This is a genomic window from Klebsiella indica (assembly GCF_005860775.1).
GTDB classification, from domain to species: domain Bacteria; phylum Pseudomonadota; class Gammaproteobacteria; order Enterobacterales; family Enterobacteriaceae; genus Klebsiella; species Klebsiella indica.
Genome location: NZ_VCHQ01000010.1, coordinates 40919 through 62604, shown reverse-complemented (window position 1 = coordinate 62604; position 21686 = coordinate 40919). Strand labels below are relative to the sequence as shown.

Genomic DNA, 21686 nt, shown 5'->3' with positions numbered 1-21686 from the left:
ATATAAACCGTGATGGAGTTCAGATTGCGTGCGCATCATGCCACTGCTGCAAACATTGTCAATCCGGCAAAAATCAGGTGTGATGCGGTTTACGGGCACACGATTGAAGTTTTTTATCCAGCGAATGAGCAACTGAATGGTTATTTATATTATTCCATTGTTTTTATTAATTTATTGAAAAAAGAAGGTGGCAATATCAGTAGAAATATTTCATCAATCAACCGCATTTTTTATCGCGCCAGAATACACTTTTCTGGCGCGATAAATAGCGATCAGCTGGCGATTGCCATTCCGACTGTCATATGCAGGCCATAGAAGACGCCGCGGCCAATCATTTCACCGACCAGAACCAGGACAAATGCCAGGCCCAGCAGCGGTAATGCCGGCCGATCGCCCTTAAGCTGCGGGGCGATCCAGCATACCAGCGCCAGCACCAGCGCAACAACGCGCCAGGCCATCAGCGAGCCGTAATCCGGCACCAGCGCTGAAGCCTGCTGAATGGAACTATGGATTGTCGCCAGCTCGCTGCCCTGCATCAGCACCACGATGACGCTCGCCACCAACGCCAGCAGCGAAATGGCGGGCAACAGACGCATCGCCCAACCGTCAACCCCCGCAAAACGCAGCAGCAGGTATCCCAACAACGGACCACCAATAAACATCGTCAGGAAAAAGCTAAACGGCGTCCATACCGTGTACCAGGTAGGCACCGTATCGATGGTGTTATAAACGCGCACCATCATCCAGACGAAGATAACCCCCAGCACCATCGTCAGGAGCAGCCAGAGATTACGCACGCCTGACGGCAGCTTATTGACCACCGCCAGCAGCCAGCCAATACCGCCAATCGCAAAGAACAGCGCCCCGACAGCGATTTCATTGCTAAGCGACGAGGCGCCAATGCGGTTTAACGAGTTGAACGCCCGCATCGGCGACCCCAGATGCAAGGTCGAGGCAATAAAGCCCACGCCCATCAGCACCCACAGGCCGAACATGCTCCCTACAACACGCTGCTGCTGTTCGCCCGATAAATCCCCTTTGATTAACGCCAGGGCCAGTACAATAAATCCGCCCACCACGCATTGACCAAAGACCGTGAAAATCATTAAAGGCCATTCATGCCATCCACTGCCCATCTCACACCTCCTTCGGGTTGGCCAGATAGCCGGTGGTATCTCCACACGGGCGACTGTTGGCGTTGGGTTTAATCACAATACTCGGTTTCGTGAAGTGCGCGGATGGCAGCGGCGCAACGGCTGCCAGCTGACCGTATTTTTTACGCAACGCTTCAACAGGACCGAAATCAAGCGCGCGTAACGGACAAGATTCCACACAAATCGGTTTTTTGCCGTCGGCTACGCGTTCATAGCAGCCATCACACTTGGTCATATGCCCTTTCGTCGCATTGTATTGCGGGGCGCCGTACGGGCAAGCCATATGGCAATAGCGACAACCGATACAAACATCTTCATTTACGACAACAAAGCCATCTTCGCGCTTATGCATCGCGCCACTTGGACAGACCTTAACGCAGGCCGGATCTTCACAATGGTTACAGGCGATAGAGAGGTAGTAGGCAAACACGTTTTGCCGCCAGACGCCATTATCCTCCTGCCAGTCGCCGCCAGCGTATTCATAGATACGGCGGAAGCTCACCTCCGGCGTCAGGTTTTTGTAGTCTTTACAAGCCAGTTCGCAGGTTTTACAACCGGTGCAACGGGCGGAATCAATAAAAAATCCATATTGTGTTGTCATCGGTCACTCCTTACAGCTTTTCAACCTGGACGAGATTGGTATGCGATGGATTGCCTTTCGCCAGCGGTGACGGGCGTTGAGTGGTCAGCACGTTAATGCAGCCCGCCTGATCCACGCGACCTGCGTTCGGGTTATACCAGGCCCCTTCCCCCAGAGCGACAACGCCAGGCATCATTCGCGGTGTCACTTTGGCTTCGATATGCACTTCACCGCGATCGTTAAAGATACGAATCCGATCGCCATTCGCGATGCCACGCGTATTTGCATCAAGCGGGTTAATCCACATCTCCTGGCGGCAGGCAGCCTTCAGCACCTCAACGTTGCCGTAGGTCGAGTGCGTGCGAGCCTTATAGTGAAACCCGGTTAGCTGAAGCGGATATTTTTTAGCCAGCGGATCGTTGTAGTTTTCAAATCCAGGACTGTAAATCGGCAGCGGATCGATCACATCCCCGGCTTTTAGCTCCCAGGTTGCCGCGATTTCCGCCAGTTGCGCAGAGTAAATTTCAATTTTCCCTGATGGCGTGGTTAACGGATTGGCTGCTGGATCTTCGCGGAAAGCCTTGTAGGCGACATGATGCCCCTGCGGATCACGCTGTTTGAACATGCCCTGTTTGCGGAATTCATCAAACGGCAATAGTCCGGGAATCGCTTTACGTGACTGCTCATAAAGGTGGCGCAGCCACTCTTCCTGGGTACGCCCTTCGGTGAACCGTTGCTCAACGCCCATACGTTTCGCTAGCGCCGTTGTCATCTCATAAATGGTTTTGCACTCAAAACGGGGCTTAATGGCCTGGTCGGCAAAAATCACGTAAGACATATTGCCGCAGGAGGCATCCAGCGCAAAATCCATCTGCTCGGAGGCCGTACAATCCGGCAGCAGAATATCGGCATATTTCGCCGACGCGGTCATATGACAATCAATGACCACGATCATCTCGCACTTCTTATCGTCCTGCAGGATGTCATGGGTACGGTTGATTTCTGAGTGCTGGTTAATCAGGCAGTTACCGGCATAGTTCCAGACCATTTTGATGGGTACGTCGAGCTTATCTTTGCCCCGCACGCCGTCGCGCAGCGCGGTCATTTCCGTCCCGCGCTCAATCGCATCGGTCCACATAAACATTGAGATACTGGTTGCAACCGGATTATCCAGCGTCGGCATACGCTCAAACGGTAGATCGTAAGAACCTTCGCGCGCGCCGGTGTTCCCGCCGTTGACGCCAACGTTGCCGGTTAAAATCGCCAGCATTGAAATGGCGCGGGAAACCAGTTCACCGTTGGAATGGCGCTGCGGCCCCCAGCCCTGGGAAATAAAGGCAGGCTTAGCGCTGGCGATCTCACGCGCCAGTTGCACAATACGCGCCTGCGGAATTCCGGTAATCACCGATGCCCATTCCGGTGTCTTTGCGATACCATCTTTACCCTGACCAAGGATATAAGCTTTATAGTGGCCGTTGGCTGGCGCACCTTGCGGCAGCGTTTTCTCATCATAGCCTACGCAATATTTATCCAGGAAAGGCTGGTCAACAAGGTTCTCATTAATCATTACCCACGCCAGCGCGGAGACCAGCGCCGCATCCGTCCCCGGACGAATCGGGATCCATTCGTCTTCCCGTCCGGCCCCGGTGTCCGTATAGCGCGGATCGATAATAATCATTCTGGCATTGGATTTTTGCCGCGCCTGTTCCAGGTAGTAGGTCACCCCGCCACCGCTCATTCGGGTTTCCCCGGGGTTGTTGCCAAACAGCACCACCAGCTTGCTGTTTTCGATGTCCGACGGGCTATTACCATCAGCCCAACCGCCATAGGTATAGTTCAGCCCTGCGGCGATTTGCGCGGTGGAATAGTCGCCGTAATGATTGAGATAACCACCACAGCAGTTCATCAGGCGGGCAATCAGGGTTTTTCCTGGTGGCCAGGAGCGCGTGAGCGTACCGCCGAGAGTGCCGGTACCATAATTCAGGTAGATGGATTCGTTACCGTAGTCTTTGATCAGACGCTGCATATTACTGGCGATAGTATCAAATGCCTCTTCCCAGCTAATACGCTCAAACTTACCCTCACCGCGCTTGCCAACGCGCTTCATCGGATATTTCAGGCGATCTGGATTATAGACGCGCCGACGCATTGAGCGCCCACGCAGACAGGCGCGAACCTGATGCATACCGTCATAGTTATCGTCACCGGTATTATCGGTTTCTACATATTTAATCTCACCATCAACCACATGCATACGCAGCGGACAACGGCTACCACAGTTAACCGTACAGGCACTCCAGATAATCTTTTCGCTAGCGGAATTTGGGTTCTCTGCAGCATGGGCAATACGTGTGAAGGGTAAGGTAAATGCGCTGCTGGCCATCGCCAGTCCGCCAATCGCCGTGGTTTTCATCAAACCACGCCGACTCACCTCGGTAGCCAGTAAAGCATCGGGGGTTTTGGTTTTCATAGATACTCACTTTATTGCTCACAATTAACTTAAAATCGTTATATAGTTTTATATATAACGAAATCAGACTTTATTGGTTATTTATGCTGGTTAATCCAAAGGGAGTATCTGCGTATTCACTACGTTGATTATTGCCTGATATCAAGAAGGGGATAAAAAAAAGCGCCCGGAGGCGCTTTTGAGAAGAGAGTCGAAAAATTAGCCGATAAATTCAAGGCCACGCATATACGGACGCAGGATTTCAGGGATCTCAATGCGGCCATCGGCCTGCTGGTAGTTCTCCATCAGCGCAACCAGCGTACGCCCGACCGCAAGGCCAGACCCGTTGAGCGTGTGCACCAGACGCGTTTTCTTGTCTGATTTGCTGCGGCAACGCGCCTGCATCCGGCGCGCCTGGAAATCCCAGACGTTGGAGCAGGAAGAGATCTCGCGATAGGTGTTCTGCGCCGGTACCCACACTTCCAGATCGTAGGTCTTGCATGCGCTAAAGCCCATATCGCCAGTACACAGCGCCACTTTACGATACGGCAGGCCCAGCAGTTGCAGAACTTTCTCCGCATGACCGGTCATCTCTTCCAGCGCCGCCATGGAATCTTCCGGGCGCACGATCTGCACCATTTCAACTTTGTCGAACTGATGCATACGGATCAAGCCACGCGTATCACGGCCATAAGATCCCGCTTCAGAACGGAAGCACGGCGTATGGGCGGTCATTTTGATTGGCAGATCGTCTTCGTCGATGATCTCATCGCGAACCAGGTTAGTCAGCGGAACTTCCGCCGTCGGGATCAGCGCGTAGTTGCTGCTGTCCGCTTCTTCTTCCAGCGGACGGGTATGGAACAGGTCGCCTGCGAATTTCGGCAGTTGACCAGTACCGTACAGCGTGTCCTGGTTAACCAGATACGGGACATAGTTTTCGCTGTAACCATGCTGTTCCGTGTGCAGATCCAGCATAAACTGCGCCAGCGCGCGATGCAGGCGTGCCAGTTGGCCTTTCATGACCACAAAGCGAGACCCCGTCAGCTTCACAGCGGCGGCGAAATCCAGCCCGCCGTGCATTTCCCCCAGCGTCACGTGATCGCGCACGTCAAAATCAAACTCCCGCGGCGTACCCCAGCGGCTGACTTCAACGTTATCGTTTTCATCGCGACCAACAGGAACGTCGTCATATGGAATATTGGGAATAGTCAGCGCAATATCGCGAATTTCCGCCAGCAGCGTATCCAGCTCGCGCTTCGCGGCATCCAGTTGCTCGCCAAGTTTATTCACTTCCAGGCGTAATGGCTCGATGTCTTCCCCGCGCGCTTTCGCCTGGCCAATGGATTTCGATCGGGAGTTGCGCTCCGCCTGCAGATTTTCAGTTTGAACCTGCAGAACTTTACGACGCTCTTCCAGAGCGCGAAGTTTATCTACATCCAGCTTAAAGCCCCGGCGTGCCAGTTTTTCTGCGACTGCGTCTGGCTCGGTACGCAGCAGATTGGGATCGAGCATGCTTATCCTGTGCTTATCGAATTAATAAAGAAAAATGGCCGCAGAGCGCGACCACGGAAATAGTGTGACAACCTTACCGCAACGCCTCAATTAGCGGTAGCGTTTTATCGGGCTATTTTGATCCTGTTCGGCCAACCAGGCGAGCTTTTCGCCTATTTTCCCCTCCAGCCCCCGGTTTGTCGGCTGATAATAGCGCGTTTGCGCCATTTCCTGCGGGAAATACTGCTCTCCGGCGGCGTAAGCGTTGGGCTCATCATGAGCATAACGGTACGCCTGCCCGTAGCCCATCTCTTTCATCAGCCTGGTCGGCGCATTGCGCAAATGTACCGGAACATCGTAGTCCGGGCGCTCGCGGGCATCGGCCATCGCGGCTTTAAACGCGGTATAGACCGCGTTGCTTTTTGGCGCGCAGGCGAGATAAACAATGGCCTGTGCAATCGCGCGTTCGCCTTCCGCCGGTCCCACGCGGGTAAAGCAATCCCAGGCGGCGATAGCGACCTGCATGGCTCGGGGATCGGCATTACCGACATCTTCCGAGGCTATTGCCAGGCAGCGTCGCGCTACATACAGCGGATCGCCCCCGGCGGTAATTATCCGCGCATACCAGTAGAGCGCGGCGTCCGGCGCGCTCCCGCGAACCGATTTATGCAGCGCGGAGATTAAATCGTAGAAACGATCGCCTTTGTTGTCGAAACGCGCGCTGCGCTCACCGGCAATTTCAGTCAACAGTTCAACGTTCAACACGCGGTTACCGGAGGCATCGTTTTCGGCCATATCGGCCATCATTTCCAGCGTATTAAGCGCCCGGCGCGCATCGCCGTTTACCAGATCGGCGATCGCTTTGCGCGTCTCGTCTGGCAGCACAATGCTTTGCCCGCCGTAGCCGCGAGTTTTGTCGCTCATCGCCTGGTTAAGCACCTGCTCAATATCCTCGCTGGTCAGCGACTTCAGCAGATAGACGCGAGCACGTGAAAGCAGCGCGGAATTGAGTTCAAAAGAGGGATTTTCCGTCGTCGCGCCGATAAAAGTAATCGTCCCATCTTCAATATGCGGCAGAAAAGCGTCCTGCTGACTTTTATTGAAACGGTGAACTTCGTCGACAAACAGAATTGTACGACGACCCGCGTTACGGTTCTGCCGCGCGCGCTCAATCGCCTCACGAATCTCTTTCACGCCTGAAGTGACCGCAGAGATACGTTCGACATCGGCGCTGGCATAGCGCGCAATCACCTCGGCCAGCGTGGTTTTCCCGGTCCCCGGCGGGCCCCACAGGATCATAGAGTGCAGATGTCCGGCTTCAATCGCTCTCGGCAGAGGCTTGCCCGGCGCCAGCAGATGCTGCTGGCCAATGTACTGCACTAAATTTTCTGGCCGCATGCGGGCGGCCAGTGGTTGAAACGCGTTGTCGGAAAAATCGAGCGACAGATTGCTCACGTTCGCCTCTACTTACGTTGATCGTCCACTGTCACCCCTTTCGGCGGCGTAAAGGTGAACTTAGATGCATCGACGGCGCCATTTTGTTGCGATTTCAGTTGATAGCTGCTGCGTTGATCATCCTGCTCCACGGCGGTGAACTGATGAATCGTGCCATCACGACCCACATTGATGGTGAACTGCTTCAGGTTACCGCTGCCGCTTTTCGGCGTCAGAACGAAATTATCGCCACTCTGTTTAATGTTGTAATTCTGCCAGTCGCTGGCCTGGTTACGAGCAATCAGCATAAACGGCGTGTTGCTGGTCGCATCTTTCAGCCAGGTGGCCGTGACCTGTTCAACAAACGGGTTGTAAAACCACAGCGTTTTACCGTCGGAAACCAGCACGCTTTCATCCGGCTGGGTCATATGCCAGTTGAACAGATTCGGACGCTTAACCCACAGGTCTCCCTGCCCGTCCTGCACAATATTACCGCTACCGTCGGTCACTTTCTGCGTAAAGCTGGAGTGGAAGCTGCTCACTTTATCAAGGCGGCTTTTTAAATCGCTGGCGGCATCCGCCCATACCTGACTTACAACAAAACCGGACAGTAAAGCGCAGGTGATTGCGAGTTTTTTCATTGTCATTCCTTAATGTGCGTCACTCCCGACGCGGGAGCCTGCTCTGCCCTAAATGTAGGACCGCTAAACACGGTGGAACAGCAGAACAGGCTGATTTTCACTTATTTACCCAACTTGCCGTTACTCGAAGGGAGGCGGTGCCAGCACTTCGCGGTTACCATTGTGACCTTGTTCGCTGACAATACCCTGAGCTTCCATTTGTTCAATGATACGCGCGGCACGGTTATAGCCAATACGGAACTGACGTTGCACTCCGGAAATGGAAGCTTTACGTTTTTCCGTCACAAAGTTGACCGCCTGATCAAAGAGGGGATCAAGCTCTTCGCCGCCATCGTAGCCACCGCTGCCGCCTTCGCCCTCGCTATCGGAGGTGATGCCAGCAACATATTGCGGCCGCCCGCGCGCTTTCCAGTCCTGGACCACGGCATGAACCTCTTCATCGCGCACAAAGGCGCCATGTACGCGCACCGGGATCGTCGAGTTAGGCGCGGAATAGAGCATATCCCCCATCCCCAGCAGCGACTCGGCGCCGCCCTGATCAAGAATGGTACGCGAGTCAATTTTGCTTGATACGGTAAAGGCGATACGCGTCGGGATATTCGCTTTGATAAGGCCGGTAATAACATCCACTGATGGTCGCTGAGTTGCCAGCACCAGGTGGATCCCCGCAGCGCGCGCTTTCTGGGCCAGACGCGCAATCAGCTCTTCCACTTTCTTACCGACGGTCATCATCAGATCGGCGAATTCGTCGACCAGAACCACGATGTAAGGCTCTTTTTTCAGTACCGGATGCGTCGCATCCATGCTGTCGCCAGGCTTCCAGTATGGATCCGGAATTGGCCGCCCCATGCGCGCAGCTTCCGCAATCTTCTCGTTGTAACCCGCGAGATTACGCACGCCCAGCGCAGACATCAGTTTATAGCGGCGCTCCATCTCGTTAACGCTCCAGCGCAACGCATTGGCGGCATCTTTCATATCGGTAACGACTTCCGTTAACAGATGCGGAATCCCCTCATAGACCGACAGCTCGAGCATTTTCGGGTCGATCATAATGAATTTCACATCTTCCGGCTGCGCTTTGTAGAGCATGCTGAGGATCATGGCGTTGACCCCAACGGATTTACCGGAACCGGTAGTACCCGCCACCAACAGATGCGGCATCTTCGCCAAATCGGCGGTAACCGGTTCACCCGCAATATCTTTGCCAAGAACAACGGTAAGCGGTGACGGATTATCGCGAAATTTCACGTTATCCAGCACTTCTCGCAGATAAACGGTCTGACGCTTTTTGTTAGGCAGTTCCAGACCGACGTAAGGTTTGCCCGGAATAACCTCCACCACGCGAACCGCTGCGGTGGACAGAGAGCGGGCCAAATCTCGCGACAAATTCGAAATCCGCGCCGCTTTCACCCCCGGCGCCAGATTAAGCTCAAAGCGGGTGATAACCGGGCCTGGCGAGTAGTTCACCACATCAGCCTTAATACGGAAATCGGCCAGACGCGCTTCAACCAGACGCGCCATCTGCTCAAGGGCAAAAGTATCTATCGGTTCGACTTCAGCTGGCGGCGGCGTGAGCAAGTCAAGCGACGGCAGAAGCGTCGTCGGCTTCTGTAACGGCCGACTATCGCCATTGCGCATCAATAGCGGATGAATCAGGCTTTCCTGCGGCTGCGCGGCTGGCTGCGACAGCACCTGCCCATGTGGCGTATGCGGTTGCGGCTGGCTGACAGGCGCCTGTTGCGGAGACGAAGCCGACGGCTGCTGTACGTGTTGAGCGGTGTGGTGCGGCGCATGTTGCGGCTGATGGCCCGCATGCTGATACGGCATCGGCTGATGCGCCGACTGCGGCTGCGGGTGATGTGAAGCAGGTTGCTGCACTTCCGGCATCGGCATAAAGACGGGCTCACTCGGCGCATCATCAACTAACGCCTTCATTGGCGAAAATTCATAATCCGCGGCAGAGAACGGATGCGATCCCGGCGGCTGCTCGCTCGCGTAGCGTTGCTGTTGAGAAGCGGCAAACTGGCGGGCAAGCTCAGCTTCAGCGGCAGAATCTTCATCCGCGTTATCTTCTTCCGCCACATAATGTTCACCATAGCGCTGATTTTGCGAAGCGGCGAACTGACGCGCCAGTTCGTGCTGCTCAAGCTCTGCAGCTTCCTCGTCCGTCAGAGACGGATCATTATAATGCTGATGCTCTGCCTTACGCGCACGTTCTTCAGCTAATCGCTGTGAGGGAAGCTTAATACCATAGGACGCCAGTTCACGGCGCGTCGGCACGCGAACGCGGTTAGGTCGCGGCAGCTTCGGACCGATCCCCTCTTTTACCTGCGCACGAGGGCCGCCGGATGCCGGGCGGACGAGCGGCGCGGAACTGGCCGTTGCCGATACAGCGGAAGCCCCGGCAGCATTTGCGGAAACGGCTTCCGTCGCCTGGTGAACGCCAGCGGCCAGCGCGCCTGAAGCAGCGACACCAACCGACGATGAAGGAGGAGGAGAGATCGGTTTTGTCTCAACCGGGCTGACAGGTTCTGGAACAGGTTGATACCAGGCGGCAAGCTGCTCACGTTCACGCGCGCGTTTCTCTTCCACTTCTTCGAAATAGTACATGGGCGGACGCTGGGGTTTCACTTCCTCTTGTGGAACCTCAGGCTCAACGGGAGAAGTGGCAACGGGCTGTTCCGGCTGCTGTACATATTGTTGCGGCTGATACACATCTTCAGTTTGATAAACTGACGGCTGCTGCGGTGGCTGCTCCGGCTGATACCCATGCTGCGGCGGATACGCAGGTTCAGCCTGATATACTGGCGGCTGCTGCAGTGCCTGCTCCGGCTGATACCCATGCTGCGGCGGGTAGGCAGGTTCAGCCTGATACTCTGGCGGCTGCTGCGCTGCCTGCTCCGGCTGATACGCAGGTTCAGCCTGATATACTGGCGGCTGCTGTGGTGCCTGCTCCGGCTGATACGCATGCTGCGGCGGATACGCAGGTTCAGCCTGATATACTGGCGGCTGCTGCAGTGCCTGCTCCGGCTGATACCCATGCTGCGGCGGGTAGGCAGGTTCAGGTGGTTCTTCTGAACGAAACGCTTGCCCGATCTGCGGTTCAGACCAGGCCTGAGGTACGGCGGTATCCTGCGCGGCAGCATCTACAGGATCGGCAATGCGATGGCCATTGAGCAGCGGATCGTACGGGTCAAAATCGCCTGGCCGAGCGGCACGGGTTCCGGAGAATAAAACATCATCGGCATCCGCCGGACGCGCGGCGCTGGAACCGGAAAAAAGCACGTCATCAGCGGCAACAGGCGTACCGCCAGCGCTATACTGAAATGCTTCTTCAGCATCATCCATCCGCTTACCGGAGAACAACGCGGCATCAGTCTTACGCCCCATCGGGTTGGAAAACTTCTCTGCCAGCCGCTGACGGCGCGCTAAAGCACCGCGTAAAATCCGCGCGCGACGTGAACCTTGCGGTTTCGCAGGCGCATCGTCTACATATTCTTCTTCATCCTCTTCGTATTCGTCTTCATCGACCCAGGTATCATCACGACGAGTACGGTTGCTGGCAAAAGTCAGAACAGAAAGAATAATCCCGCCGAGTTTTTCAGCGATGGTAACCCAGGACCAGCCGGTAAACAGCGTCAGCCCTGCCGCCCAGAGACAAAGCAGCGCAATTGTCCCGCCGCTACTGTGCAGCAGCGGTTGCAGCGTGGTGCTCAGCAGGCTGCCAATCACCCCGCCGGAGGCAAAATACCAGATATCATCCGCATTGATAGCCGCCAGCCCGCAGGAAGTGAGGATCAGCGCCAGCGCGCCAATCAACCGCAAAGAAACGGCAAAATAGTCGATGTACTCGTCATTTTCCTGATGACGCCAGGCAAACCAGCAGCCGCCGATAATAATCACCGGAATGGTGTAGGCCATTACGCCGAAAATAAAAAATAGCGTATCGGCAAGCCAGGCGCCCGGCGCACCGCCGATGTTATGAATAGGCTCATGCCACGCCGTTTGTGACCAGCTAGGATCCGATGGATTAAAGCTGAGTAAGGCTACCATCAACCAGATGGCAAAAAGGGAGCAAAGGATAAGCAACGCCTCAAGGAGCCGGCGCCCGCTACTAAGCTTTGTAAATTTGACTTCTTTGTCTTCAGTATATTCCTGGCTCAAGAAAGGCTCTCCAGGTATCAGGCTGTTTCCTGCCTTCAGCTAAAACGGACAACAGCGCCGAGTCTCCCCGGCACTGTTGCTGTATGGATTAACAGGAGTGTAATCAAACTACGTCGATTTTGCACCTGTTCCGTGTTAGCGCGTCTTGATTACCAGACGATTACTTTGCTTGACTTCTTCCATTACCACGTAGGTACGGGTGTCATTTACGCCCGGCAGGCGCAGCAAGGTCTCGCCCAGTAGCTTACGATACGCGGACATATCCGGTACGCGAGTTTTCAACAGATAGTCGAAATCCCCGGACACCAGATGACACTCTTGAATTTCCTCAAGTTTTTGCACAGCGGAGTTAAATTGCTCAAACACATCCGGCGCGCCACGATTCAGAGTAATCTCAACAAATACCAGAAGTGATGCATCCAGATAATGTGGGTTAAGCAGCGCTGTATAACCCTGAATAAAACCCTGTCTTTCCAGACGACGCACACGCTCAAGGCAAGGCGTCGGAGAAAGTCCCACCCGTTTAGAAAGCTCGACGTTGGAAATACGCCCGTCTTTTTGCAATTCATTCAAAATATTGCGATCAATGCGGTCAAGATCTTTGCCAGGGCGCTTCTTGCTATCTACCATTATTATTGTCTCTCTGTATTCCTTCCCTACTCCTGTTCCGACTCTGAGCCTTCACTGCCAGAGTCCATCCTGTTATTACCCGTACGACATTGGGTAATCCAGGGGTACGTGAGAAGCCCGTTGCCTGACGGCAGCTACCGACATCACGCATGGCGTCTGTCCACACCATGCGTAGATTTCGCTAACCCGGATAAAAATGGCATTTGCGTGCATGAAAATTCGCCGCACACCAAACACTGCTTTTCTTCTTCCATGAATGTTTTCGCAAAAGCACAGGGGATTGTCAAAGCAAAACATCGTTTTTTAGTACAAGATGCCAGATATTCATTATCCTCACCCATTGATTCTCATGTTTTCCTCTTATAATTGTCCCGCTAACAGTAGAATTAGTTATATTCTCCGTTCGTTAAATCGCCAATTAATCGGCAGCCTCTATTGCACATATCGTTAACAAAACCGCCGCGCTCTTTTTTTACGACAACAAATTCCCTACAATCCAGCTCATGTATGCCAATAAATTATGAGGATCTCATGGGCACGGCCAAACACAGTAAACTGCTTATTCTTGGTTCTGGACCTGCGGGATATACCGCTGCGGTCTATGCCGCGCGCGCAAATCTGCAGCCGGTACTGATTACCGGGATGGAAAAAGGCGGTCAACTGACCACCACCACTGAAGTGGAAAACTGGCCAGGCGATCCTAACGATCTGACCGGACCGCTGCTGATGGAGCGTATGCACGAGCATGCCACCAAGTTTGATACCGAAATTATTTTCGATCATATCAACAGCGTCGATCTGCAAAACCGTCCCTTCCGCCTGGTGGGCGACAGCGGTGAATACACCTGTGATGCTCTGATCATCGCCACCGGCGCGTCCGCTCGCTATCTGGGTCTGCCATCGGAAGACGAATTTAAAGGCCGCGGCGTTTCCGCCTGCGCCACCTGCGACGGTTTCTTCTACCGTAACCAGAAAGTCGCCGTGATCGGCGGCGGTAACACGGCGGTGGAAGAAGCGCTGTATCTGTCTAATATTGCTTCCGAAGTGCACCTGATCCACCGCCGCGACAGCTTCCGTGCGGAAAAAATCCTTATCAAGCGCCTGATGGACAAAGTGGAAAGCGGCAATATCGTGCTGCATACCAACCGTACGCTGGAAGAAGTCACCGGCGACCAGATGGGGGTAAGCGGTTTACGCCTGCGTGATACGCAGAATGCTGACAACATTGAATCGCTGGAAGTCGCGGGACTGTTCGTTGCTATCGGCCACAGCCCGAATACGGCCATTTTCGCCGGTCAACTGGCGCTGGAGAACGGCTATATTAAAGTTCAGTCCGGTATCCACGGCAATGCCACCCAGACCAGCATACCTGGCGTCTTTGCTGCGGGCGACGTAATGGATCATATCTACCGTCAGGCCATTACTTCCGCTGGTACAGGCTGCATGGCTGCGCTGGATGCAGAGCGTTATCTGGATGGTTTAGCGGACGCTTGCAAATAATCTTTACAAGTCAGTAACAAAGGTAAATAAGGCGACGAAAAGTCGCCTTTATTTTTGCCTCGTTGTAACATTGTCGTGCCCAAAAAACCCATAACAACACCTGCTAAGCGCGCAATGAACAAAAGCCGTCAACAAGAGTTAACCCGTTGGTTAAAAGATCAAAGCATTATCTCCCGTCGCTGGGTGATGATTTCCCGTCTGTTGGGCGTCGTTAGCGGCTTGCTAATCGTTGCTCAGGCCTGGCTGCTGGCGCGGATCCTCCATCGCATGATCATGGAAAATATCCCCGCAACGGCGCTGCTGCTGCCTTTTACGTTACTGGTCCTGGTCTTTGTGCTTCGTGCCTGGCTCGTGTGGCTGCGTGAACGGGTTGGTTTTCAGGCTGGTCAATATATCCGCACCGAGATTCGCCGTCAGGTCCTCAATCGCCTGCAGCAGGCGGGACCGGCGTGGATACAGGGTAAACCTGCAGGAAGCTGGGCAACGCTGATCCTTGAACAGATCGACGATATGCATGACTACTATGCGCGCTATCTGCCGCAGATGACGCTGGCGGCCTGCGTGCCTTTACTGATTGTCATCACCATTTTCCCTGATAACTGGGCGGCGGCGCTTATCCTGCTGGGTACCGCGCCGCTAATTCCGCTGTTTATGGCGTTGGTCGGAATGGGGGCGGCAGATGCCAACCGACGAAACTTTCTTGCTCTTGCGCGTTTGAGCGGCCATTTTCTCGATCGTCTGCGCGGCATGGAAACGCTGCGAATTTTTCACCGCGGCAACGCGGAAACGGACAATATTCGCCAGGCCTCCGAAGATTTCCGCCAGCGGACGATGGAAGTGCTGCGCCTGGCGTTTCTCTCTTCCGGCGTGCTGGAGTTTTTCACCTCGCTCTCTATTGCGCTGGTCGCCGTTTATTTTGGTTTCTCCTATCTGGGCGAACTCAATTTTGGTCATTACGGCACGGGGGTGACCTTGATGTCCGGTTTTCTGGCCTTGATTCTGGCCCCGGAGTTTTTCCAGCCGCTACGCGACTTAGGGACTTTTTATCATGCCAAAGCTCAGGCTATTGGTGCCGCGGACAGCCTGAAAACCTTTATGGAAACGCCGCTGGCTCAGGCCGAACGTGGTGAAAAGATATTAAGCGATAATGAAATGGTTAGTCTGGAAGCTCGCGACCTGTTGATTAAATCCCCGGAAGGGAAAGTGCTGGCCGGGCCGCTGAATTTTTCATTACGCGCGGGTGAACGCGTCGTGCTGGTTGGGCAAAGCGGCTCGGGCAAAAGCTCGTTACTTAATACGTTAACCGGCTTTCTTCCCTATGATGGCTCGCTCAGCGTTAACGGCGTAGAGTTAAACAGCCTCGATGCCAACCACTGGCGAAGTCTCCTGAGCTGGGTTGGACAAAACCCGCAGTTGCCTGCAGCGACGCTACGCGAAAACGTGCTACTGGCATGCCCTGAAGCTACCGAGGCGCAGTTACAGCTTGCGCTGGATAAAGCCTGGGTCAGCGAATTTATCTCCCAGTTGCCGCAAGGGATCAACACACCGCCCGGCGATCAGGCGGGTCGGCTGTCGGTTGGCCAGGCGCAACGCGTCGCCGTTGCGCGGGCGCTGCTGATGCCGTGTCGCCTGTTACTGCTCGATGAACCCGCAGCCAGCCTGGATGCTCACAGCGAGCAGCGGGTTATGCAGGCGCTCACAGACGCATCAATGCAGCAGACAACATTAATGATCACCCATCAACTGGAAGATCTTGCGCAATGGGATGCCATCTGGGTTATGCAGGATGGCCAAATTGTCGAGCAAGGCAGTTATTCGCAGTTGGCTTCTGCTGGCGGCCCCTTCTCAAGACTGCTCGCTCATCGTCAGGAGGAGATTTAAATGCGCGCATTATTGCCTTACCTGGCGCTATACAAACGGCACAAATGGCTGCTGTTGCTCGGCATCGTGCTGGCTATTGTCACGCTACTGGCCAGTATTAGCTTGTTAACGCTGTCCGGTTGGTTTCTGTCTGCATCCGCCATTGTTGGCGTCGCGGGTCTCTACAGCTTTAACTATATGCTGCCTGCCGCTGGCGTACGCGGCGCGGCAATTATTCGCACCGCTGGCCGCTACTTTGAACGTCTGGTGAGCCACGACGCCACCTTCCGCGTCCTGCAACATCTGCGCGTGTTTACCTTCAGTAAACTGCTGCCGCTCTCCCCTGCCGGGCTGGCGCGCTTTCGTCAGGGCGAGTTGCTGAACAGAGTGGTTGCTGATGTCGATACCCTGGATCATCTCTATCTCCGCGTGATATCGCCGCTGGCAGGCGCTCTGGTGGTGATACTCGTTGTCACTGTCGGTCTGAGCGTACTGGATGTGACTCTGGCCCTGACTCTCGGCGGCATTATGCTGTTCACCCTGCTGGTACTGCCGCCGCTGTTTTATCGCGCGGGCAAGCCGGCAGGTGAAAGCATGACTCAACTTCGCGGGCAATATCGCCAGCAGCTCACCGCCTGGCTACAGGGGCAGGCGGAACTGATGCTGTTCAACGCCAGCGATCGTTATCGGCAGCAGATGGCAAAAACCGAAGTTCGTTGGCAGGATGCACAGCGTCGCCAGGCGGAGCTCACCGCGCTCTCCCAGGCGCTGATGTTACTGATTGGCGGTATTGCGGTTATCACCATGCTGTGGCTCGCCTCTGCGGACGTAGGCGGTAATACTCATCCAGGTGCGCTGATTGCGCTGTTTGTTTTCTGTGCGCTGGCGGCGTTCGAAGCTTTAGCACCGGTCACCGGCGCATTCCAGCATCTGGGTCAGGTGATCGCCTCGGCGCAGCGGATCACGCAAATCACCGAGCAGCAGCCGGAAGTGACCTTTCCCCAGGGAACGACGGCCACGCCGCAGCAGGTGGCATTGATCTTCAATCAAGTCACCTTTCGCTATCCTCAGCAGCCCGCCCCCGCGCTGGAGAATGTATCGTTACAGGTCAAGGCCGGGGAGCATATCGCCATTCTGGGACGAACAGGTTGCGGGAAATCGACCCTGTTGCAGTTGCTGACGCGTGCCTGGGATCCGGCTCACGGCGAAATATTACTCAACGACCAGCCTCTGGCACACCTTACTGAGGCGACGCTACGCCAGACAATGAGCGTCGTGCCGCAGCGCGTGCACCTGTTTAGCGCCACGCTGCGCGATAACCTGCTGCTGGCCTCCCCTCATGCCAACGATGCTCAGCTTTCAGCAACGCTTGAGCGCGTGGGTTTAGAAAAATTGCTTGAGGACAGCGGCCTTAATAGCTGGTTGGGTGAAGGCGGCCGCCAGCTCTCCGGCGGCGAGCTGCGCAGGCTGGCTATCGCCCGCGCCCTGCTTCATGATGCGCCGCTTATGCTGCTTGATGAACCCACCGAAGGACTGGATGCAACAACGGAAAGCCAAATCCTTGATTTACTTGCGCAAGTGATGCGTCAAAAAACCGTATTAATGGTGACGCATCGTCTGCGCGGGCTTGCGCGTTTTAATCAGATAATTGTCATGGACAACGGGAAGATTATTGAGCAAGGTAGTCACGCAGAACTGCTGGCTGAACAGGGGCGTTACTACCAGTTTAAGCAGCGCCTGTAAGTCATTATTGAATCTTTGCCTGTGATGTACTGAGGTAAAAATGCGCCTGGTTCAGCTCTCTCATCATTCCATCGCCTTCCCTTCCCCGGAGGGCGCTTTGCGTGAGCCTAATGGTTTATTAGCGCTGGGAGGCGATCTTAGCCCGGCGCGTTTGCTGATGGCCTATCAGCGCGGTATTTTCCCGTGGTTTTCGCCGGGTGACCCTATTTTATGGTGGTCCCCCGACCCGCGGGCGGTACTATGGCCGGAGAAATTCCATCTCAGCCGCAGTATGAAGCGCTTTCATCAGCGTTCGCCTTATCGTGTCACGTTGAATTACGCCTTTGGCCAGGTCATTGAAGGATGCGCCGATCACCGTGATGAAGGAACATGGATAACGCCGGGTATCGTTCAGGCGTATCACCAGTTGCATGAGTTGGGCCATGCCCATTCTATTGAAGTGTGGCAGGGAGATGAATTAGTCGGCGGCATGTACGGCGTCGCACAGGGCGCGCTATTTTGCGGAGAGTCGATGTTCAGCCGTGCGGCAAACGCCTCTAAAACGGCATTACTGGTCTTTAGCCAGATCTTTATGCAGAACGGAGGAAAATTAATCGATTGTCAGGTTCTCAATAAGCATACCGCCTCTTTAGGCGCGGTAGAAATCTCCCGCCGCGATTATCTCGACTATCTCTCAGTGCTGCGAACCTGGCGTCTGCCGGAGCGATTCTGGGTGCCCAGGTTGCTATTTGCAGGCGATGCATAAATGTTTTCAGCACATTTTTTGCTGGGATGGTATAATTGCGCGGTAGAGTAGCTTCTGCCCGTTGCCCCGTCGCCGTTTGGGAATAATAAGAGTCAGATAACGCCCATCGTTCTGTCACTCCCCTTTACGTTTGCGCCTGTCACCCGGTTTATCCGCGTGAATTGCGGGCAATGCGCCGAAACGACTTCGGCGATTTTACCCTAAATAATTCAAGTTGCGGGACACTGAATCCTCCAACGGCTACAGCAGGCGGCCGGGATAAACGACAATCTGCACGTTGTTCGCCACGAGGGCGATACTCAGGGATATTCCGGGTACATGCTGTCAACGCGCATGCAACTTGAAGGATGGCGGGTATATGTAAAACTTTACTTACTTGCTGAACTTCGGCATTATCTTGCCGGTTCAAAACTACGGTAGTGATACCCCAGAGGACTAGATGGCCAAAGAAGACAATATTGAAATGCAGGGCACCGTACTTGATACGTTGCCTAACACTATGTTCCGCGTAGAACTGGAAAACGGTCACGTGGTAACTGCGCATATTTCCGGTAAAATGCGTAAAAACTACATCCGCATTCTGACGGGCGACAAAGTGACTGTTGAGCTGACCCCGTACGACCTGAGCAAAGGCCGCATTGTCTTCCGTAGTCGCTGATCGTTTTTGCACCTGAGGTGCCAGATGCAGAAGGCCGGGATATCTCCCGGCTTTTTCGTTTATTTCCGATCATCCCGGGCTGATACTTGCCCCAATATTGGCTGCCTGTACGGCAGTGAACCTCATTGGTCTGGTAATACCCGGTGTAACTTTTTTCTAAGCTACCTGTACGGCAATGCATCCAACACGTTCCGCTCTACCATAAAGTTATCGTTAAAATTAACCGACCAATTCTATCGATCCCCCTAATATCCAAGGTTAAAAAACGTCCAGCACATGGATGTAAAAAAACCGGCCCAAAGGCCGGTTATAGATGCACGACTATAAGATTAATGCGCCGCTTCCGGTTTGTGCTTCTGCGCACTCTGGAAGCCGTAGGTCAGCGCGTTTTTCTCTTTATCCAGTTTAACGGTCACCTGACCGCCATCAACCAGTGAACCAAACAGCAGTTCGTTGGCCAGCGGTTTTTTCAGATTGTCCTGGATCACCCGGGCCATTGGACGTGCGCCCATGGCCCGGTCATAGCCTTTCTCCGCCAGCCAGTCACGCGCTTCCTGGCTAACTTCAAGCGACACGCCTTTCTGATCCAGTTGAACCTGCAGTTCGACGATAAACTTATCCACCACCTGGTGAATAACCGTCGTCGACAGGTGATCGAACCAGATAATGTTATCGAGACGGTTACGGAACTCCGGCGTAAAGATCTTTTTAATCTCATCCATCGCATCCGGGCTATTGTCCTGATGGATAAGACCAATGGATTTACGCTCGGTTTCGCGCACTCCGGCGTTGGTGGTCATCACCAGCACCACGTTGCGGAAATCCGCCTTGCGGCCGTTGTTATCGGTCAACGTGCCGTTATCCATCACCTGCAGCAGCAGGTTAAAGACATCCGGGTGCGCTTTTTCAATTTCATCCAGCAACAGCACCGCGTGCGGATGCTTAATCACCGCATCGGTCAGCAGCCCGCCCTGATCGAAACCAACATAGCCCGGAGGCGCGCCAATTAAACGGCTGACGGTATGACGCTCCATATATTCGGACATATCAAAACGCAGCAGTTCAATACCCAGAGACTTCGCCAGTTGCACGGTGACTTCGGTTTTCCCGACCCCGGTCGGCCCGGCGAACAGGAAAGAACCGACTGGTTTGTGTTCATGACCAAGCCCGGCACGCGCCATCTTGATGGCTTCAGTTAATGCCTCAATTGCCTTATCCTGACCAAAGACCAGCATCTTCAGACGATCGCCGAGGTTTTTCAGCGTATCGCGATCGCTGCGGGAAACGCTCTTTTCAGGAATACGCGCGATCCGTGCCACCACGGACTCAATATCCGCCACGTTAACCGTTTTCTTACGTTTGCTCACCGGAATTAAGCGCGCCCGCGCTCCGGCTTCGTCAATCACGTCAATCGCTTTATCCGGCAGATGACGATCGTTAATATATTTCACCGCCAGCTCCACCGCGGCACGCACCGCTTTGGCGGTATAACGCACGTCGTGGTGCGCTTCGTACTTCGGCTTCAGGCCGTTGATAATCTGCACCGTCTCTTCCACGGAAGGTTCGGTGATATCGATTTTCTGGAAGCGACGCGCCAGCGCACGATCTTTTTCAAAGATATTGCTGAACTCCTGGTAGGTCGTCGAACCGATCACCCGGATCTTGCCGCTGGAGAGCAGCGGTTTAATCAGATTAGCGGCATCGACCTGCCCGCCGGAAGCGGCTCCCGCGCCAATGATGGTGTGGATTTCATCAATGAACAGAATGCTACTGGTGTCCTGTTCCAGTTGCTTGAGCAGCGCCTTGAAGCGTTTTTCAAAATCACCGCGATATTTGGTGCCTGCCAGCAGCGAACCGATATCCAGAGAATAAATCGTACAATCGGCCATGACTTCCGGCACATCGCCCTGCACGATACGCCAGGCAAGCCCTTCGGCAATGGCGGTTTTACCGACGCCGGACTCTCCCACCAGCAGCGGGTTATTTTTGCGGCGACGACAAAGAACCTGAATAGCACGTTCCAGCTCTTTCTCGCGGCCGATCAGCGGATCGATACCGCCAACGCGAGCAAGCTGATTGAGGTTGGTGGTGAAGTTTTCCATACGATCCTCCCCGCCTGCTTGCTCTTCACTGCTGCCAGGCTGGCTGGCGCTGTTATCAGCAGATTGGCCTGGCTCATCTTTACGCGTACCGTGAGAGATGAAATTCACCACATCAAGGCGGCTGACTTCATGTTTACGCAGCAGATATGCCGCCTGGGACTCCTGTTCGCTAAAAATTGCGACCAGGACATTGGCGCCAGTGACTTCGCTACGTCCGGAGGACTGAACGTGGAAAACGGCACGCTGCAGCACGCGCTGGAAGCTCAGCGTCGGCTGAGTGTCGCGCTCTTCTTCCGTTGCAGGCAGAACGGGCGTGGTCTGTTCGATGAAGGCTTCAAGTTCCTGACGCAGCGCGACCAGGTCCACTGAACACGCTTCAAGCGCTTCGCGGGCCGAAGGGTTGCTAAGCAGCGCCAGCAACAAGTGCTCGACGGTCATGAACTCATGACGGTGCTCGCGCGCTCTGGCGAAAGCCATGTTTAAACTGAGTTCCAGTTCTTGATTGAGCATAGGCACCTCCCCCAAGTTTTGTTGC

15 protein-coding genes are annotated in these 21686 nt (G+C 54.5%); 6 read left to right on the top strand and 9 right to left on the bottom strand.

Translation table 11 applies throughout. The annotated features are described in order from the left end of the window. Nucleotides 1–9: 9 nt before the first annotated feature. The gene (locus FE839_RS08790; RefSeq protein WP_138360453.1) at nt 10–315 is read left to right on the top strand and encodes a hypothetical protein; all 306 of its coding nucleotides are present in this window, start codon (nt 10–12) and stop codon (nt 313–315) included. Here FE839_RS08790 and FE839_RS08785 read toward each other — a convergent pair. The 8 genes from FE839_RS08785 to lrp all read right to left on the bottom strand — a co-directional run bounded on the left by FE839_RS08785 (nt 273) and on the right by lrp (nt 12543). After that, a complete protein-coding gene (locus tag FE839_RS08785) occupies nt 273–1136 on the bottom strand; it encodes a dimethyl sulfoxide reductase anchor subunit family protein (protein ID WP_138360452.1) in 864 nt (287 codons plus the stop codon). The two genes, FE839_RS08790 and FE839_RS08785, sit on opposite strands and share 43 nt — an antisense overlap. Nucleotide 1137: 1 nt before the next feature. After that, the gene (locus tag FE839_RS08780; RefSeq protein ID WP_138360451.1) at nt 1138–1755 is read right to left on the bottom strand and encodes a DMSO/selenate family reductase complex B subunit; all 618 of its coding nucleotides are present in this window, start codon (nt 1753–1755) and stop codon (nt 1138–1140) included. Nucleotides 1756–1765: 10 nt separating this feature from the next. Continuing rightward, entirely contained in the window at nt 1766–4204 is a 2439-nt protein-coding gene (dmsA, locus tag FE839_RS08775) for a dimethylsulfoxide reductase subunit A (RefSeq protein ID WP_138360450.1), read from the bottom strand. Nucleotides 4205–4402: 198 nt separating this feature from the next. Continuing rightward, nucleotides 4403–5695 carry a serine--tRNA ligase gene (gene serS / locus FE839_RS08770; RefSeq protein WP_138360449.1) on the bottom strand — a complete coding sequence of 431 codons (1293 nt, stop codon included), beginning with the start codon at nt 5693–5695 and terminating at the stop codon, nt 4403–4405. A 90-nt stretch (nt 5696–5785) separates the two neighbouring features. Then, nucleotides 5786–7129 (bottom strand): replication-associated recombination protein RarA, encoded by a 1344-nt coding sequence (rarA, locus tag FE839_RS08765; RefSeq protein ID WP_138360448.1) that lies wholly within the window; start codon nt 7127–7129, stop codon nt 5786–5788. An 8-nt stretch (nt 7130–7137) separates the two neighbouring features. Further along, nucleotides 7138–7749, bottom strand: a complete 612-nt coding sequence (gene lolA, locus FE839_RS08760) for an outer membrane lipoprotein periplasmic chaperone LolA (protein ID WP_138360447.1) — start codon at nt 7747–7749, stop codon at nt 7138–7140. A 120-nt stretch (nt 7750–7869) separates the two neighbouring features. Further along, nucleotides 7870–11913 carry a DNA translocase FtsK gene (gene ftsK / locus FE839_RS08755; RefSeq protein WP_138360446.1) on the bottom strand — a complete coding sequence of 1348 codons (4044 nt, stop codon included), beginning with the start codon at nt 11911–11913 and terminating at the stop codon, nt 7870–7872. 135 nt (nt 11914–12048) lie between these two features. Further along, nucleotides 12049–12543 (bottom strand): leucine-responsive transcriptional regulator Lrp, encoded by a 495-nt coding sequence (lrp, locus tag FE839_RS08750; protein ID WP_002439523.1) that lies wholly within the window; start codon nt 12541–12543, stop codon nt 12049–12051. A gap of 531 nt (nt 12544–13074) precedes the next feature. Here lrp and trxB point away from each other — a divergent pair. The 5 genes from trxB to infA all read left to right on the top strand — a co-directional run bounded on the left by trxB (nt 13075) and on the right by infA (nt 19049). Next, nucleotides 13075–14043, top strand: a complete 969-nt coding sequence (trxB, locus tag FE839_RS08745) for a thioredoxin-disulfide reductase (RefSeq protein ID WP_138360445.1) — start codon at nt 13075–13077, stop codon at nt 14041–14043. A 114-nt stretch (nt 14044–14157) separates the two neighbouring features. Continuing rightward, a complete protein-coding gene (cydD, locus tag FE839_RS08740) occupies nt 14158–15924 on the top strand; it encodes a heme ABC transporter permease/ATP-binding protein CydD (protein ID WP_138360444.1) in 1767 nt (588 codons plus the stop codon). Further along, complete coding sequence (gene cydC, locus FE839_RS08735) at nt 15925–17646, top strand: heme ABC transporter ATP-binding protein/permease CydC (RefSeq protein ID WP_138360443.1); 1722 nt, start codon at nt 15925–15927, stop codon at nt 17644–17646. Between the two features lie 40 nt (nt 17647–17686). Further along, nucleotides 17687–18391 (top strand): leucyl/phenylalanyl-tRNA--protein transferase, encoded by a 705-nt coding sequence (gene aat, locus FE839_RS08730; RefSeq protein ID WP_138360442.1) that lies wholly within the window; start codon nt 17687–17689, stop codon nt 18389–18391. Nucleotides 18392–18830: 439 nt separating this feature from the next. Continuing rightward, a complete protein-coding gene (gene infA / locus FE839_RS08725) occupies nt 18831–19049 on the top strand; it encodes a translation initiation factor IF-1 (protein WP_002211347.1) in 219 nt (72 codons plus the stop codon). 329 nt (nt 19050–19378) lie between these two features. On the opposite strand, the gene clpA is transcribed toward infA, so the two are convergent. Then, nucleotides 19379–21661 carry an ATP-dependent Clp protease ATP-binding subunit ClpA gene (gene clpA / locus FE839_RS08720; protein ID WP_138360441.1) on the bottom strand — a complete coding sequence of 761 codons (2283 nt, stop codon included), beginning with the start codon at nt 21659–21661 and terminating at the stop codon, nt 19379–19381. Between the last annotated feature and the right edge of the window lie 25 nt (nt 21662–21686).

Coding starts and splice junctions, on each gene's coding strand:
- FE839_RS08780 (WP_138360451.1), bottom strand. CDS start 1,755: ATGACAACACAATATGGATTTTTTATTGATTCCGCCCGTTGCACCGGT.
- FE839_RS08785 (WP_138360452.1), bottom strand. CDS start 1,136: ATGGGCAGTGGATGGCATGAATGGCCTTTAATGATTTTCACGGTCTTT.
- cydC (WP_138360443.1), top strand. CDS start 15,925: ATGCGCGCATTATTGCCTTACCTGGCGCTATACAAACGGCACAAATGG.
- trxB (WP_138360445.1), top strand. CDS start 13,075: ATGGGCACGGCCAAACACAGTAAACTGCTTATTCTTGGTTCTGGACCT.
- clpA (WP_138360441.1), bottom strand. CDS start 21,661: ATGCTCAATCAAGAACTGGAACTCAGTTTAAACATGGCTTTCGCCAGA.
- lrp (WP_002439523.1), bottom strand. CDS start 12,543: ATGGTAGATAGCAAGAAGCGCCCTGGCAAAGATCTTGACCGCATTGAT.
- aat (WP_138360442.1), top strand. CDS start 17,687: ATGCGCCTGGTTCAGCTCTCTCATCATTCCATCGCCTTCCCTTCCCCG.
- infA (WP_002211347.1), top strand. CDS start 18,831: ATGGCCAAAGAAGACAATATTGAAATGCAGGGCACCGTACTTGATACG.
- cydD (WP_138360444.1), top strand. CDS start 14,158: ATGAACAAAAGCCGTCAACAAGAGTTAACCCGTTGGTTAAAAGATCAA.
- dmsA (WP_138360450.1), bottom strand. CDS start 4,204: ATGAAAACCAAAACCCCCGATGCTTTACTGGCTACCGAGGTGAGTCGG.
- serS (WP_138360449.1), bottom strand. CDS start 5,695: ATGCTCGATCCCAATCTGCTGCGTACCGAGCCAGACGCAGTCGCAGAA.
- lolA (WP_138360447.1), bottom strand. CDS start 7,749: ATGAAAAAACTCGCAATCACCTGCGCTTTACTGTCCGGTTTTGTTGTA.